This window comes from Algoriphagus sediminis, assembly GCF_030403435.1.
Classification (GTDB): Bacteria; Bacteroidota; Bacteroidia; order Cytophagales; family Cyclobacteriaceae; genus Algoriphagus; species Algoriphagus sediminis.
The window spans coordinates 360,889-376,549 of record NZ_JAUEPH010000004.1 but is presented as its reverse complement, the minus strand read 5'-3'; the positions used below and the strand labels follow the sequence as shown (position 1 = coordinate 376,549).

Annotated in this window: 13 protein-coding genes; all 13 read left to right on the top strand. The window is 38.9% G+C overall.

Going from position 1 to position 15,661, the window contains the following annotated elements:
• Positions 1-501: an acyltransferase gene (locus QVH07_RS10960; protein ID WP_290000352.1), complete on the top strand. Its 501-nt coding sequence runs from the start codon at positions 1-3 to the stop codon at positions 499-501.
• Positions 501-2,639, top strand: coding sequence for a bi-domain-containing oxidoreductase (locus tag QVH07_RS10955; RefSeq protein WP_290000351.1), 2,139 nt, complete (start codon positions 501-503; stop codon positions 2,637-2,639). Before QVH07_RS10960 ends, QVH07_RS10955 begins: the two co-directional genes overlap by 1 nt.
• Positions 2,614-3,834 carry a delta-aminolevulinic acid dehydratase gene (locus QVH07_RS10950; RefSeq protein WP_290000350.1) on the top strand — a complete coding sequence of 407 codons (1,221 nt, stop codon included), beginning with the start codon at positions 2,614-2,616 and terminating at the stop codon, positions 3,832-3,834. The genes QVH07_RS10955 and QVH07_RS10950 overlap by 26 nt, the downstream gene beginning before the upstream one ends.
• The gene (locus tag QVH07_RS10945; RefSeq protein ID WP_290000347.1) at positions 3,818-4,831 is read left to right on the top strand and encodes a DUF354 domain-containing protein; all 1,014 of its coding nucleotides are present in this window, start codon (positions 3,818-3,820) and stop codon (positions 4,829-4,831) included. Before QVH07_RS10950 ends, QVH07_RS10945 begins: the two co-directional genes overlap by 17 nt.
• Positions 4,832-5,773 carry a Gfo/Idh/MocA family oxidoreductase gene (locus QVH07_RS10940; RefSeq protein ID WP_290000345.1) on the top strand — a complete coding sequence of 314 codons (942 nt, stop codon included), beginning with the start codon at positions 4,832-4,834 and terminating at the stop codon, positions 5,771-5,773. It begins immediately after the preceding gene.
• Positions 5,770-6,612: a hypothetical protein gene (locus tag QVH07_RS10935; RefSeq protein WP_290000343.1), complete on the top strand. Its 843-nt coding sequence runs from the start codon at positions 5,770-5,772 to the stop codon at positions 6,610-6,612. Before QVH07_RS10940 ends, QVH07_RS10935 begins: the two co-directional genes overlap by 4 nt.
• 69 nt (positions 6,613-6,681) lie before the next feature.
• Complete coding sequence (locus tag QVH07_RS10930) at positions 6,682-8,346, top strand: capsule assembly Wzi family protein (RefSeq protein WP_290000340.1); 1,665 nt, start codon at positions 6,682-6,684, stop codon at positions 8,344-8,346.
• A gap of 1,196 nt (positions 8,347-9,542) precedes the next feature.
• Positions 9,543-10,142, top strand: a complete 600-nt coding sequence (cysC, locus tag QVH07_RS10925; RefSeq protein ID WP_290000339.1) for an adenylyl-sulfate kinase — start codon at positions 9,543-9,545, stop codon at positions 10,140-10,142.
• Positions 10,143-10,244: 102 nt separating this feature from the next.
• Complete coding sequence (gene cysD, locus QVH07_RS10920; RefSeq protein ID WP_290000336.1) at positions 10,245-11,150, top strand: sulfate adenylyltransferase subunit CysD; 906 nt, start codon at positions 10,245-10,247, stop codon at positions 11,148-11,150.
• A gap of 451 nt (positions 11,151-11,601) precedes the next feature.
• On the top strand, positions 11,602-12,861 hold the full coding sequence (gene cysN / locus QVH07_RS10915; protein WP_290000334.1) for a sulfate adenylyltransferase subunit CysN: 1,260 nt from the start codon (positions 11,602-11,604) through the stop codon (positions 12,859-12,861).
• Between the two features lie 250 nt (positions 12,862-13,111).
• Positions 13,112-13,492 (top strand): GxxExxY protein, encoded by a 381-nt coding sequence (locus tag QVH07_RS10910; RefSeq protein ID WP_290000332.1) that lies wholly within the window; start codon positions 13,112-13,114, stop codon positions 13,490-13,492.
• Between the two features lie 41 nt (positions 13,493-13,533).
• Positions 13,534-14,298, top strand: coding sequence for a 3'(2'),5'-bisphosphate nucleotidase CysQ (gene cysQ / locus QVH07_RS10905; protein ID WP_290000330.1), 765 nt, complete (start codon positions 13,534-13,536; stop codon positions 14,296-14,298).
• A 156-nt stretch (positions 14,299-14,454) separates the two neighbouring features.
• Entirely contained in the window at positions 14,455-15,603 is a 1,149-nt protein-coding gene (locus QVH07_RS10900; RefSeq protein WP_290000328.1) for an MraY family glycosyltransferase, read from the top strand.
• The last annotated feature ends 58 nt before the right edge of the window (positions 15,604-15,661 follow it).

The following is a 15,661-nucleotide window of genomic DNA, read 5'->3' as shown; positions in this document are numbered from 1 at the left end:
TTGAGAAATTTATTACAAGAAATATATTATTTTCGTAGTCTGCGAAAATTTAAAAAGAGAGGGAGTAATTTAGTATTTTCTAAAAATGGAGTGTTTATTAGACCGGAAGAAATTGTAATTGGAAGTAATGTTTTTATTTCAAATAACTTTCACATTTCGGCCAGGAATCTTTATATTGGTAATGATATTTTGATTGGTCCGAATGTCGTTATAGAGTGTGATAATCATGTTTATGATAAAGTTGGTAGAACCATGTTTGAAAACAGCTATAGTCGGATTATTAAGGGAGTAAAAATTGAAGATGACGTTTGGATTGGAGCAAATGTGACAATCCTTCCAGGAGTTATTATCGGTAGGGGGTCTGTAATTGGTGCTGGCAGTGTAGTGACTAAAGATATTCCCGAATATTCAATTTGCGTTGGCAATCCCTGTAAAAAGATTAAAGATAGATTTACTAAAGAGCAACAACAAAGACACATTAATATCTTAAATTCTAATTGATGCAACAACTTACCCAAAAATTAGGGTCTGGTGAAATGGAGGTTCAAGAGGTGCCAATGCCAATGGTAGGTAAGGGGATGATTCTTGTTAGAAATCATTATTCCATAATCAGCGCTGGAACAGAGAAAAGCACAGTTTCTGCGGCAAGAAAAAGCTTGATTGGTAAGGCTAAGGAAAGACCACAACAAGTATTGCAGGTGCTGGATGTGCTCAAAAAACAAGGTCCGATTCAAACTTATAGAGCTGTAAAAAAGAAGCTTGATGCCTACTCACCATTAGGATACAGCTGTGCCGGTGAAGTGTTAGAATCGGGTGAAGGGGTGACCGATATTAAAAAAGGAGATTTTGTAGCCTGTGCAGGGATTGGTTATGCCAATCATGCGGAGGTGGTGGCCGTACCCAATAATCTCTGCGTTAAATTACCTGAAGGTGTAAGTCTAAAAGATGCCGCATATAACACTCTGGGTGCTATTGCCCTGCAAGGAATTCGCCAGGCCGACCTTAGGCTGGGAGAATCTTGTGCCGTAATTGGCCTTGGGCTTCTTGGGCAGCTAGCTTCTCTTATGCTTAGAGCTTCGGGAGTTAGGGTTGTGGGGATTGATATCGCTGAAGGTACTTTGAAGCTAGCCAGAGATAATGGCGCCGCTGATCTTACCTTGCAGCGAGATACTGCTGGCATTGAAGAAAAAATTCGGGACTTTACTGGCGGCATTGGAGTAGACTCGGTGATCATCGCTGCAGCAACCAAAAGTTCAGACCCTATCAACTTTGCCGGTTCCATATGTAAGAAAAAAGGCAGTGTGATCATATTGGGAGCAGTGCCAACCGGCTTCGACAGGGACCCATATTGGTACATGAAAGAACTCGAACTGAAAATGGCCTGCTCTTATGGGCCTGGAAGATACGACCTTAATTACGAAGAAAAAGGCATTGATTATCCGGCTGCATATGTAAGATGGACAGAACGTAGAAATATGCAAGCATTTCAGGTATTGCTCAGCACCAAGGCTATCGACATAGGTTACCTGACCACACATGAGTTTGATTTTTCAGATGCAGCCAAGGCCTATGACTTGATCATGAACAGGACTGAACCTTTCATTGGTGTGGCTCTGAAATATGACGTAGAGAAACCGCAAAAAACCGAAGCGGTGAGCATCAATAAGTTCAACAAGTCTTCAAAGGTCAACCTCTCATTCATTGGAGCAGGAAGTTACGCACAGGGAAATCTGCTACCCAACATACCTAAAGTTGATTGGATCAACCGCGTAGGCGTATTGACCAATACCGGTACTACTTCGAAAAGGGTTGCAGAGAAATTCGACTTTGAATTTTGTACTCCCAATGAACAGGATGTACTCAATAAAAAAACTAATTCAGTATTCATAGCCACGCGCCATGATTCACATGCCAAATATGTAATGGTAGCACTTCGAGCTGATAAGCATGTCTTTGTTGAAAAGCCAGTATGTCTCACACTTGAAGAGCTGGAGGAGATAAAAGAAATCTACGAAGCGAAAGACCGGTCATTGATGGTTGGCTTTAACAGGAGATTTTCACCACTGACTCAAAAGGTAAAGCAGAAGTTTGGCGATGGGCCAATGTCCATGATCTATCGCATCAACTCGGGAGTGATTCCAAAAGATACCTGGATACAAGACATGGAGATTGGTGGCGGGCGTATTATTGGAGAGGTTTGCCATTTCATCGACTTGCTTACCTACATCAATGGCAGTTTACCGATTAAGGTGGCTGCAGCGGCAGTGCCTGATCATCATGGTCATAATGATACGGTCAATATTTTATTAACCTTTGCCAATGGCTCAACTGGCGTGGTGGCGTATTATGCCAATGGTGCCAAAGACCTACCGAAAGAATATATAGAAATATTTGCTTCTGGTAGCTCTGCCATCATCAACGATTTCAAAGAACTCAAAATTTATGGGAAGGGAAATACAGTCAAGAAGAAGCTACTAAACCAGGACAAAGGCCAGAAAGGGATGGTTGAAAGCTTTTTCAACGGGCTCAAATCCGAAGGTAGAACGCCTATTTCTTTTGAGGAAATATATGCAGTCAGCAAAGCAACCATTCACGTACTTACTTCATTAAAAAATGGAGGACAACAAGTTGAGGTCTGAGTCAAATCAAGCGCTTTCAGACTTAATTGACTACTGTCATTCTAATGGTTACAAAGGCTGGGATCCATATGATGGTCTAAATTCTCTGTTTTTTCAGGCTACTCCGCTGAAGCACTCCAGGATTGCCAGACTTGCCTGGATACAACTCTTTAAGCGCAACCCTTTTAACCTTCGTCCTTTTCTCGCAGTAAAGAAAGATTATAACACCAAAGGGCTTGGACTTTTTCTACATGGTTATTGCGACCTTTACCGTAGTAGTGATGCTTTGAAAAAGACACTGGGACTAGACGACCCAGAAATTCTGAAACGAATTCATTTTATTGGAAATAAGATTTTGGAGCTTCGCTCAAAAGGTTATGATAACTTTTGTTGGGGCTATAATTTTGATTGGCAAAACCGGGTTTTCTTTCAGCCAGCATATACCCCAACAGTGGTAGCCACTTCATTTGTAGCCAATGCACTCTTTGAGGGGTATGAGATCACCAAAGATCGGAGGCTTCTGGATGCGGCATTGTCGGCAGCAAATTTTGTTAAGTATGACCTCAACCGTTATGAAAATAGGGATGAGCTTATTTTCTCTTATTCACCTTTAGATGATTCCAAGGTATACAATGCCTCCTTGTTGGGAGCCAGATTATTGGCTCGGGCATCATCTTATTCAGGCTCCATAGATGACACAAAACTGTCACAGAAAGCAGTAAGGACAATTTGCGATAAGCAAGAGGCAGATGGTTCGTGGATTTATGGGGAAGCTGCGGTACAGGGATGGGTAGACAGCTTCCATACGGGCTTTAACCTGGAGTGTATATTTGAATACATGAAATACACTGGAGATATGGATTTCAAAGATTCATTTAATAGTGGTATCGATTTCTACTTGAAATCCTTTTTCAAAGCAGATGGAATACCCAAGTACTATCACAACAAGACCTATCCTATCGATATTCACTCTCCGGCTCAATTAACAGTTACGTTGATCAAGACCGGTCGACTGAAACAGAATATTCAGCTCTGTGAGAAAGTTTTGAGATGGACATTTGCCAATATGAAGTCTAAAAAAGGCTACTATTTCTATCAAATGAAAAAAGGTGTTACTTCAAAGATCCCATACATGAGGTGGGCACAGGCTTGGATGTTTTATGCGCTCTGCGCTTTTTTGAAGGAGACAATGAAAGATTATGAAAATTTGGATTGACCTTACAAATTCACCACATATTAATTTTTTCAAACCTTTTATTGAAAAATGGCAAAATAATGGAATAGAATTAATTATTACTGCTAGAGATCTCGCCAACACCATTTCGCTTATTGAACAAGAGGGGTGGTCATATGAGGAAGTAGGTGGCCATGCTGGAAAAAGTACCCTCAAAAAACTCGCTTATTTTCCAAAAAGAGTCTGGAATTTGAAATCCTACCTCAAAAGGCATAAACCGACAATCGGTATTTCCCAAAGTTCCTTTTATTCTCCGGTAGTGTGTAGCTTTCTTGGTATACCTTCCATTTACCTTAATGATAATGAACACGCCAAAGGAAATCACATTGCCTTTTTATTCTCGACGGTGAATATGTTGCCTGAGTTTTTGGCTCCATATTCAAAAAAAATTTTCTGGATTAGAAACAACAAATTTCAATTTTATCCTGGAGTAAAAGAGGCTATTTATTTAAACTCGGTGTTTGAATTCTTTGATATTTCAGACTCTCCAACGAAACAGAAGAAAATTTTTGTACGATTGGAGCCTTGGACCGCTCAGTATTATTCAGGAGATGGAAGTTTCGTAGAGAACATTATTCAACAACTTGAAAGTGAGTATCCAATTGTAATATTACCCAGGAGCAAGGAGCAGGCAAAGCATCTGAATAATAAGGAATTTAGAAATGTTGAAATAAGGACCTCGCCTCTGCCTTTGAAAGAAATTTTTCAAGAGTGTTTATTTTTTATAGGTGCAGGTGGGTCTATGACAAGGGAGTTAGCAATTTTAGGAGTTCCAACTTTGTCAATCTATCAAGGAGAATTGCTCGAAGTAGACAACTACTTGATAAAGAATAAGCTTATGACTTATCATAGAAATCCTTCGGGTAAACTTGTGGAAAAACTAATTAAAGCATCTGATTCTTCTAGAAACGAAGATATCTTCAAAAAGGGAGAATTGGCATTCAACATGATTAATGAAAAAGTCAAAAATTTGGGTTAAATGGATAAAAAATCAGTCGTTATTTATGGTTTTGGCAGAATGGGTTTAACCCATTATGCCATTCTTAATCAATTATTGGAGGATGCGAATTATATAATGGTAGATTCCAATAAACTCGTGAACTCTTTTGCGCGAAATAATATTAAGGCAATGTTTTTTGCTTCAGATGTGAGGATTAAGGAACCTTCGGATTTTACTTTAATTTGTACCCCTCCAATGTTTCATTTAGGTATTATTAGGGAATGTATATCTAGAGGAGATTCTAGTATTTTTGTTGAAAAACCATTTGGTGGTGTTGATGATAACTATGAGGGTTTAAGTGATTATTTTGATCGAATAAAAGTAGGTTATGTATTGCGATTTGTTCCAGTTATCCAATGGATTAAGAAAAATCTTCCTGTTGAAGATGTTGTGGCTTTTAGAGGTTCTTATTTTAGTAATACAATTGAAAAAAAACCAAATGGTTGGAGAAATGGTCCTTATTCAGGTGTAAGCAATGAAATGGGATCTCACATTCTGGATTTAGCCGTTTACACATTAGGATTAGACAAATCTATTATTGAAGTTTTGGATAAAAGATCAATTGTATCTGATGTTGATGATATAGTTTCGTTCGATATTAGGTCGAAGAACATAGATTATTCTTTTCATTTTGACTGGGTAAATAAGAATTACAGAAAACCTGTGTTTAAGTTGGTTTATGAAATGAATGATGGGTCAAAATTTATTGTTGATCAACAGAAAGTAGAGCATGTTAATCAAAATGATCAAGTAATTAATAAGATAACAACAGTGGATATTTCAAAGACGACAGAATTTTATTTGCGCGGTGTTGAATTTTCAGATCAAATGAAAGACTTTACAGGTGACCAAAAGGTCATAGGCTCTGTTGAAGAGTCATTAATTACTCGGGAAATAATTAAAAACGTTATCGAAGGATGAGACAGATATTGGGAGATAACCAATTTTTTGGTATAAATCATAATGATCTTGATAAAGCAGAGAGTACAAAAGCTAAATTCTCATCTAATGAGGATATAATTAGCTTCATTTCTCAGAGTTTGATGATTGGACTTGATGGGTTCATGATGAATTCTAACGACCGAGGTTATAATATTGTATCCTCGATAAAATTGGATAAAGGTAAAGAGATCCATTATAGTGTACCATACCCACATAAATTCGCAACTATGGTGAATGAGCAGGGTATGTTAGAATTGTTTAAGTATGCGTTAAGGAGTGCTTCTTTTAATTCGTTATTCAGAAAAGCTCCTAAGTTTCTAATTACAAGGAATATTAAAGACTTGTTACCACTAATCATTGAACTCGAACTCCCACATAAATTAGAAAAAGGTAGCTATGTGTATCTTCAAAATATTGTCACGGATTTAGTATTGGGAATGAAGCGCGACGATCTGCTTTTAGAGTTTTGCGAAGTATTGATTAAAAAAGGTTTTAAACCTGGTTTGATTACACTTAATCCTTTGATACTTGAAAAAACAATAGCAGAATTTCCAGTTACAGTTCAGAGTGAATTAGTCGTATGTTTTAACATTAACAAAAAAGGTTTCAATGTTTTTCCAAATTTGAATTTGGTTGAGACTTTTATTGGAAAGGATCATTATTTTAAAAAAATGGGAATGAGCATACTATCAAGTGGAGGAGTAAGCGATATTCCTGATGCTATACAATACATTAAGAATTTGAAATTAGATTATGTTGTTTATGGATCATCAAAAATTAAAAATGTACAATCAAACTTTGATTTACTCAAAGCTTGATTTTTTTGAAACATATACTTGATTGAATGGGCATTCTATATTGTTAAAATTGATATCAATTATTAATTGATGAAACAGATCGTCATTCTTGCGGTTTTTAGCTTTTTAACAGTTGATGCGGTTGCTCAGGATGTTTTCAGGGATTTTCCTCTTTTAAGTGAAAGTTCTCGTCGTTTCAGCCTTGAATCTTCTGATTCCAGCTTTCCTATAAGACCCGGACTTCGGTTTGGTTCAGATTCGCTTTTATCGATGGACCCCTTCATCAATTTGGGCATACAGGGATTAGAAACAAGAATTCTCCCCATATACGCAATTACAAGGATAAACACAAAAAGACCGTACGGTTGGGGTGATATGTTGATGATTCCGAATGTAGGGTTCCAGCAATATATTTCGACTGGTATTAATGTGACTTGGAAATTTTTCAGATTGCAAGTTCAACCTGAATTTGTTTGGGCTCAGAATGGTAATCATCAGGGTTTAGGTGAGGATCTGTCCACCAGGAATTATAAAGATCGCTATTTCACTTGGGGTAGAGGTGATTTTCCTGAAAGGTACGCTGCGAAATCCTATTCAAAGATTTGGTGGGGTCAATCTAAATTGACTGCGAATTTTGGTTCTTTTGAAGCTGGGTTCTCAACTCAAAATATCTGGTGGGGACCAGGACAGTGGAACTCCTTGACTTTTTCCAACAATGCACCAGGATTTCCTCATTTGACTATTAACACAACCAAACCAGCAAAGACTTTCATAGGTGATTTTGAAGCACAGCTTTTTATTGGTAAAGCTTCATCTAGTTTACAAGCACCATCGCAAAATGACAGTTTGAACTCTTTATATATTGAGCGTCCATTGCCTGATGATAAAAGGTATCTAAACGCATTGATGGTAAGCTACCAACCTAAATGGGTACCCAACTTAACATTAGGTTTTGCCAGGACCTTTCAGGTTTACGATTCAATTCCTAGAAATTCTTTTTTTGATTGGTTGCCAGTATTTGAGCCTTTTCAAAAAGAGAGATTCTTCGAAGACGGAAATACCGTTGATTTCGATGGAAACGGAAGGGATCAACAAGTTGTGTTATTTGGAGATTTTAGAATTCCAAAGGCACAGATGGAGATTTATTTCGAATATGGGAAGAGAGATCACGCCTTAAATTGGAGAGAATTTGTACTAAATCCAGACCATTCTAGGGCTTTCTTATTTGGCTTTTTGAAGCTTTTCAAGGTTCCTGAGTGGGACTACAAGATTCAAGTTAGAAGTGAAATCACGCACCAACAGGAGTCGATAAATAGGATTGTTCGTTATTCAGGATTAGGAGGGAGGAATAGTTGGCATGAACATGCTCAAGCTAGAGGATTTACCAATTTTGGCCAAGGTATGGGAGTCGGTACCGGTCAAGGTGCAAATGTTCAAATGCTTGAAGTGGGACTTGTGGATGGATTTGATAAGTTGGGTTTATTATTTGAAAGAGTAGCTCGAGATCAGGGCTTTTATTATCGATCATACTATGAACCAAGCGAAAGAAAACCATGGACAGATCTTTCCCTTGGGTTTCTTTACGATAGAAAATTTGGGAACCTATTGCTTAGCTCAAAGCTCCAGATCATCCATGCGAAAAACTATCAGTGGCAGCTGTCTCCTGATAGTACTCCTGAATTCCCAAAAGGGGAGAATCTGACATCGGTGATGGCTCAGGCGAGTCTTATTTATTTCTGGAATAAGAGGGACTGAGATTAACCACGAAGTCCACGAAGAGCCCGAAGCTTTTTAAAAAAAAAGACTGAGGGACGAAGAAATTGGCAAAGTAAGGATTTCGCTTTGTGTACTTGGAGAGCTTGGAGGTTTGATGGTTAACCGCGAAGGGCACAAAGAGCACTAAGGAGACGGAGGAACTGAGAGATTCAAAATGAGGGATGAAAACAGATTAGCTTTGAGTCCTTAGAGTGCTTAGTGGTTTGATGGTGAACCACAAAGGGCACAAAGAGCACTAAGGAGACGAAGGGAGGACTGAGCGTTAAAAATTTATTCGGTGAATAAATTTAGCGAGGGGCCAGGTGGCGGGTGGCAATTTGTTTTAAGGTAATTTGGATGGATCACTCGTGAGACTAGCTTTGAATCCTCGGAGGGCTTAGTGGTTTGATGGTTAACCGCCAAGAGCGCTAACTTTATTACCGCGAAGAGCGCTAAGAGCACGAAGGTTTTTTGTGTACAAATATTTAAACTCAACTGGGTTAGCGACGGAGAGACTTGGGGACGAAGGGAGGACGGAGCGTTAAAAATTTATTCGGTGAATAAATTTAGCGATGGGCCAGGTGGCAATTTGTTCTAAGGTAATTTGGATGGATCACTCGTGAGATTACCTTTGAGTCCTTGGAGAGCTTGGTGGTTTGATGGTTCACCGCGAAGAGCACCAAGAGCACTAAGGAGACGGAGAGACTTAGGGACCAATAGAATGGAGAGAACAAAACTGGATAGCTTTGAGTCCTTAGTGGTTTGATGGGTAACCGCAAAGGAAGTTAAGTGCAATAATTTTTTACCGCGAAGGGCACAAAGAGCACTAAGTTTTTTTGAAAAAACAAAGAGACTTAAAGACGAAGGTACGGGGAGATTACCTTTGGGTCCTTAGAGGGCTTAGTGGTTTGATACAGAACCGAAAAGGGCACGAAGAGCATCAAGGTAACTGAGGAACGATCAGATTAGAGATGGTGAGATTAAAGAAGTTGGAGATTAATTATGAGGGCTTAGGGGTACGAGAGAATTTTATTTTTTTCTAAAACCTATAAAACCCATAGGGAATATTGATTATGTGTGTCAGTCTAATAATTTACCTAGGAATTCAAGAGGTTAATCCCTCACTAATTTTGTGACTTTCTATATCTTGATTTAGAAGTTTTGATATGTCATTAAACAATCCATACTTTCCTTATATGGAAGATCATTTATATCCAAATAACTTTAGAATTTCTGGGTCAAGGAGAAGACATCGGTTAAAGCAAAATCCTAAATTGATTTGGTTTACTGGTTTATCGGGATCTGGGAAATCTACTCTTGCAAATACGATTGAATCTAATCTTTTCGAAAAGGGCTATTTAACCTATCTACTTGACGGGGATAATATTAGAGGTGGCTTAAATAAAGATCTTGGCTTTTCTGTTCAAGATAGAATAGAAAATATCAGAAGAATAGCAGAAGTCTCAAAGTTGATGATGGATGCAGGCCTGATTGTAGTGGCTGCATTTATTTCTCCATTTAGGAATGAAAGGGCAAAGATTGCCGATTTGGTTGGGAAAGATAATTTTTTGGAAGTTTTCGTGGATTGCCCGATTGAAGTTTGCGAACAAAGAGATGTAAAAGGTTTATATAAAAAGGCAAGGGCAGGAATTATTAAGAATTTTACCGGGATAGATTCACCTTATGAAGCACCTTTGAATCCTGTTGCACATGTTCACTCAGATAAAGAAGAACTGGAAGACTCCATTCAAAAAGTATTGGGAGTGATCTTGCCAAAATTGAATTTAACTAAATAGACAAAACCTTGAACTTTGAACCCTGAACTTCAGACAAAATATGAAGTTTAGAACAGGTTTATAATTAAAGAATTAATTAAAGATTAAATCAAGTACAGCCCTATGGGAACCTATTATTTACCTCATTTAAAAGAATTAGAAGCAGAAGCTATTTTTGTGATACGAGAGGTAGTTTCACAATCTGAAAGACCGGCTTTACTTTTTTCGGGTGGAAAGGATAGTATTCTTCTATCTCACCTAGCGAAAAAGGCCTTTTACCCCGCCAAAATACCATTTCCTTTAATCCACATTGATACTGGACATAATTTTCCCGAAACCATAGAATTCAGAGATAATCTGGTTGAGAAGTTGGGTGTGCAGTTGATTGTGGGTTCTGTGCAGGAGAGTATTGATAAAGGCAGAGTGAGGGAGGAAACAGGTGTAAATGCCAGCCGCAATGCGCTACAGACCGTTACTCTTTTGGATACTCTGGAGGAGCATAAGATTGATGCGGCCATGGGCGGAGCCAGGAGGGATGAAGAAAAAGCCAGAGCAAAGGAACGTTTCTTCTCCCATAGAGATGAATTTGGGCAATGGGATCCAAAAAATCAGCGACCTGAATTATGGAATTTGTTCAATGGTAAGAAACATCATGGAGAACATTTTAGGGTTTTCCCAATTTCCAATTGGACCGAAATGGATGTTTGGCAGTATATTTTAATGGAGCAGATAGATTTGCCTTCTCTATATTTTTCTCATAAAAGAGATTGTGTGGTTCGTGATGGAGTCATTTTAGCAAACTCGGAATTCATTCAGTTGAAACCCGATGAGGAAGTGAAAAATATGGTCGTTCGCTATCGAACTTGTGGTGATATGCCGATTACCGGGGCGGTGTTATCTGAAGCGGATACGCTGGAATTGATTATCGAAGAAGTGGCCACTACCCGAACGACGGAGCGGGGTACCCGAGCTGATGATAAAAGAGGGGAGACCGCGATGGAGGACAGGAAGAAGCAGGGGTATTTTTAATATAAGTTGGGAATAAAAGTATACACTGAGATTTTTCCTCGTTCCTCGTCGAAATGACAAATGAAACGTCATTTCGAATCCTGCAGGGGTGAGAAATCTCTTCTCAGGAATTGGAGTCAGATCTGGGTTGAATGAGCGCTATGAGATTTCCTGCCCGTATGCAGGCGGGCTCGTCGCTTCGCTTCCCTCGAAATGACAAATGAAACGTCATTTCGAATCCCTGAAAGGGTGAGAAATCTCTAATAAAGCCTTGAGTCAAATTTCTCAAATGAACGCCTTGAGACTTCCTGCTCTGCCGATCAGTCGGGCTTGCCCGACAAGCAGGCGAGCTCGAAATGACAATTATAGATTTTATCAATTCTTCAATTCATCAATTCGACAACATTGAACCCAGAACCCTGAACTATCAAACCTTTAACGCTTAACCTTTAACCATTAACATCACTCAGCCATGAGCATTCAAGAAAACAATCAACTCCTACGATTTACTACAGCCGGATCAGTAGATGATGGAAAAAGCACCTTGATCGGAAGATTATTATATGATTCAAAATCGATCTTTGAGGATCAGATTGAGGCAGTAAAAACCTCATCTGAGAAAAAGGGCTTTGACTATGTAGATCTTTCTCTTTTAACAGATGGTCTAAAATCAGAGAGAGAGCAGGGTATCACAATTGACGTTGCTTACCGCTATTTCGCTACCCCAAAAAGAAAATTCATCATTGCGGATACACCTGGTCATACCCAATACACCAGAAATATGGTGACGGGTGCGTCCACAGCGAACCTGGCGATCATTTTGATTGATGCCAGAAAGGGGCTCCTTGAGCAGACTTATAGACATTCCTTCATTGCCTCCTTACTGAAAATTCCTCATGTGGTGGTTTGTATCAACAAAATGGATCTGGTGGAATACTCGGAAGAGGTGTATAATAAGATAGTTGCAGATTATGAGGCTTTTTCTTCAAAGCTGGATATTAAGGACGTTCAGTTTGTTCCTATTTCTGCGCTAAAAGGAGATAATGTGGTAGAAAGATCTAAGAACATGCAATGGTACGAAGCCTCAACTTTATTGTATCATTTGGAACACGTTCATATTGCTTCAGATTATAATCATGTTGACTGCAGATTTCCTGTTCAAATGGTTATCCGTCCTCATACTCTGGAACACCAGGATTTTAGAGGGTATGCTGGAAGGATAGAAGGAGGAATTTTTAAATCAGGAGATGAAGTGGAAGTTTTGCCTTCAGGGTTCACCACAAAGATCAAGTCAATCGAGCTGAATGGCGAAAAAATTGAAGAAGCTTTTTCACCCATGTCTGTCACTATGACTCTTGAAGATGAAATAGACATTAGTAGGGGAGATATGATTGTGAGGCCGAATAATAAACCTGATGCAACTCAGGATTTGGAAGCTATGGTTTGTTGGATGAACCAAAGGCCATTACAGTCCAGAACCAAACTTTTGATCAAGCATACCACGAAAGAATGTCAGGCTATGGTGAAAGATATTCAGTATAAGGTAGACGTGAATACTCTTCACAGGATTGAGAATGAAAGTGAAATTCAGATGAATGACATTGCCAGAATCTCTATCCGATCCGCACAACCTGTTTTCAAGGATGCATATAAAAGAAACAGACAAACCGGCTCGATTATTTTAATTGATCCGAATACGTATGAGACTGTAGGAGCGGGGATGATTATTTAAGTTTCTAACCACAAAGAGCACGAAGAACACAAGGGCTACTTTGATATTTAGGCTTAATGGCTGGATATTTGGAGACTTTGAAATGTTGAATTCTGGGGACAAAGAGATTTACAATAGTTCAATTACCAAGGGCTCGAAGGGCTATTAGCTTTCTCTGATTGAAACAAAAGATTGGATATTCAGAGACCTAGAAACCAAGGGATTAGGAGTGGTTTAACTACAAGTGACGCAAAATGCAACACTAATATTTATGCAGAAAGATAAACTTGAGAGAACTTTTAGTCTTGTCCTTGATGCATGTTTTAAGGTTCATTCTGCCTTGGGGCCGGGTTTGCTTGAAAGTGCGTACGAGGCATGTTTGTCCTATGAGTTAAGAAAAATAGGCTTGAACGTTAAGTCTCAACTTTCTCTACCCATTGTTTATGATGGGCTTAAGATTGATGCTGGTTACAGAATTGACCTCCTTGTGGAGGACGAAATAATTGTAGAATTAAAGGCAGTGGAAGAACTGAACTCTGTTCATTTAGCTCAAGTTTTAACCTATCTTAAACTTTCAGACAAGAAGCTGGGCTTACTGGTCAACTTCAATGTGAACCTTCTGAAGCATGGAATAAAAAGAGTAATAAATTAAGAAATAGCTTAGAGCCCTTTGTGCTCTTAGTGGTTATTAAAATGATCGATTTAAAAAATCTTACAGACCTTGCCAAAGAAGCTTCTTTAGCAGCAGGGGCAGAAATACTAAAAATCTACAACTCCCTTGACTTTGGGGTAGAATCCAAAAGTGATGATTCTCCCTTGACCAAAGCGGATAAAGCGGCTCATCAGGTGATCGTAGAGGCTTTGTCAAAAACGAACTTCCCAATACTCTCAGAAGAAGGCAGAGATATTTCTTATGAAGAGCGTAAGAGTTATGATTATTTCTGGATGGTTGACCCTTTAGATGGAACCAAAGAATTCATCAAGAAGAATGGAGAGTTCACGGTTAATATCGCTCTGATTAAGAAAGATAAACCTGTGATGGGGGTAGTCTATGCTCCGGTTCTGGACTGGTTGTACTGGGGTAATGAATCTGATGGCGCGTTGAAATCAGAAAAGGGAAGCGTACCAGTAAAGCTTGAAATTAAAGATTCTGATTCAATCAATACCATTGTAGCGAGTCGATCACATTTAAGTCAGGAGACCAAAGAATTCATCGATCAATACCAAGACGCTGAGGTAATTTCTATGGGGTCTTCTTTAAAATTGATGTTGGTGGCGGAAGGGAAGGCTCAGGTATATCCTCGTTTTGCGCCCACTATGGAATGGGATACCGCAGCGGCTCATGGGATAATCAATGCAATAGGCGGTAAGGTCAATCGCTATCCTGATGGTAGCGAAAGTTTGATTTACAATAAAGAAGATCTTTTGAATCCCTGGTTTATCTGCAGAATTGCTTAGATTCACTAATCTTTATTCTTTTAAACTCAGTAATTCGAACTATACACTATAATTTTTGTATTTGGTAACTTGTTTTAAATGAGTTATTATAAATAATTTAACGGAAAGCTTATTTCTTTTCTTTTTTCGTAATTTTGTCAAGTCAACATTAGAGATATGGATTTTTTATTTGCCGCTGTAATAGCATTCGCAATCGCTCTGCTTTTTTTTCCGATCTTAATTAAGGTCCTTAAAAACAAAGGATTAGGTGATCAACCTGGAGGTCGTAAAATTCATAAAAAATTTATTCCATCCATGGGTGGAATTGCGATTTATGCAGCCGCTGCCGTTTCCTTGGCCATTTGGGCCTGGCAGTTTCCTATACCAGATGTTAGATATTTGCTAGGTGCAATCTCTATCATGTTTTTTGTGGGTTTGAGGGACGACCTGGTGGAGTTAAAAGCATCCCACAAGATTGCGGGCCAACTTGTTGCTGTTTTATTGGTCGTTGTAGTGTCTGATATCCGTATTAAAGACTTACATGGTTTCCTGGGAGTAGAAGAGCTCAATCTCTATTTTAGCTATGCATTTTCTGCCTTTGTAATTCTTGCATTAACCAATGCGTTCAATCTTATTGACGGGCTTGATGGATTGGCTGGAACAATTGCTTCTATCACTTTCGCATTTCTTGGTGCATGGTTTTATATCCAAGGTTTGGAGAGTTACGCCTTGGTTTCGTTTGTATTTCTTGGAGCTATCCTCGCTTTCCTGTGTTTCAATTGGCATCCTGCCAAAATCTTTATGGGAGATACAGGTTCCCTGACCTTAGGATTTGCCCTGGGAGCTTTGGTGATTGCCTTTATGGAGGTTAATGCAGCTTTGCCGGAAGGCTCAGTCCTTAAGTTTCAACCCACTTTTACCACCGGAATAGCCCTGATGCTATTCCCACTTTATGATATGGCAAGAGTATTTGCCAGAAGAATAAGTAAAGGACTAGGTCCCATGACCCCCGATAAAAGTCATGTTCACCACTTTCTAATGAGAATGGGGCTCAGACATGACCAGGTCGCACTTATTTTAGGAATCACACAAGTTGCTTTTATTGCTCTTGCCTTCCTTCTCAAAGATTTTTCAGATCATATTGCACTTCCAATTATTAGTGCCGTGGTATTATTTATGGGATACAGGCTTGATAAAGTCACAGTAAAATATGTGAAGAAAAAGGTTGTTAAGGAACCACGTGTTCTAGAAAAGAAAAATAGAAAAACGAGGAAGGCAGTAGTGGATCGAAAGGGTTTTAAAGACTCGACGATCAATTTGAATTGAAAGTAAATATGATCAAGTACAATAAAAGACCCGCAAGGGTCTTTTTTTTATGTCTGTA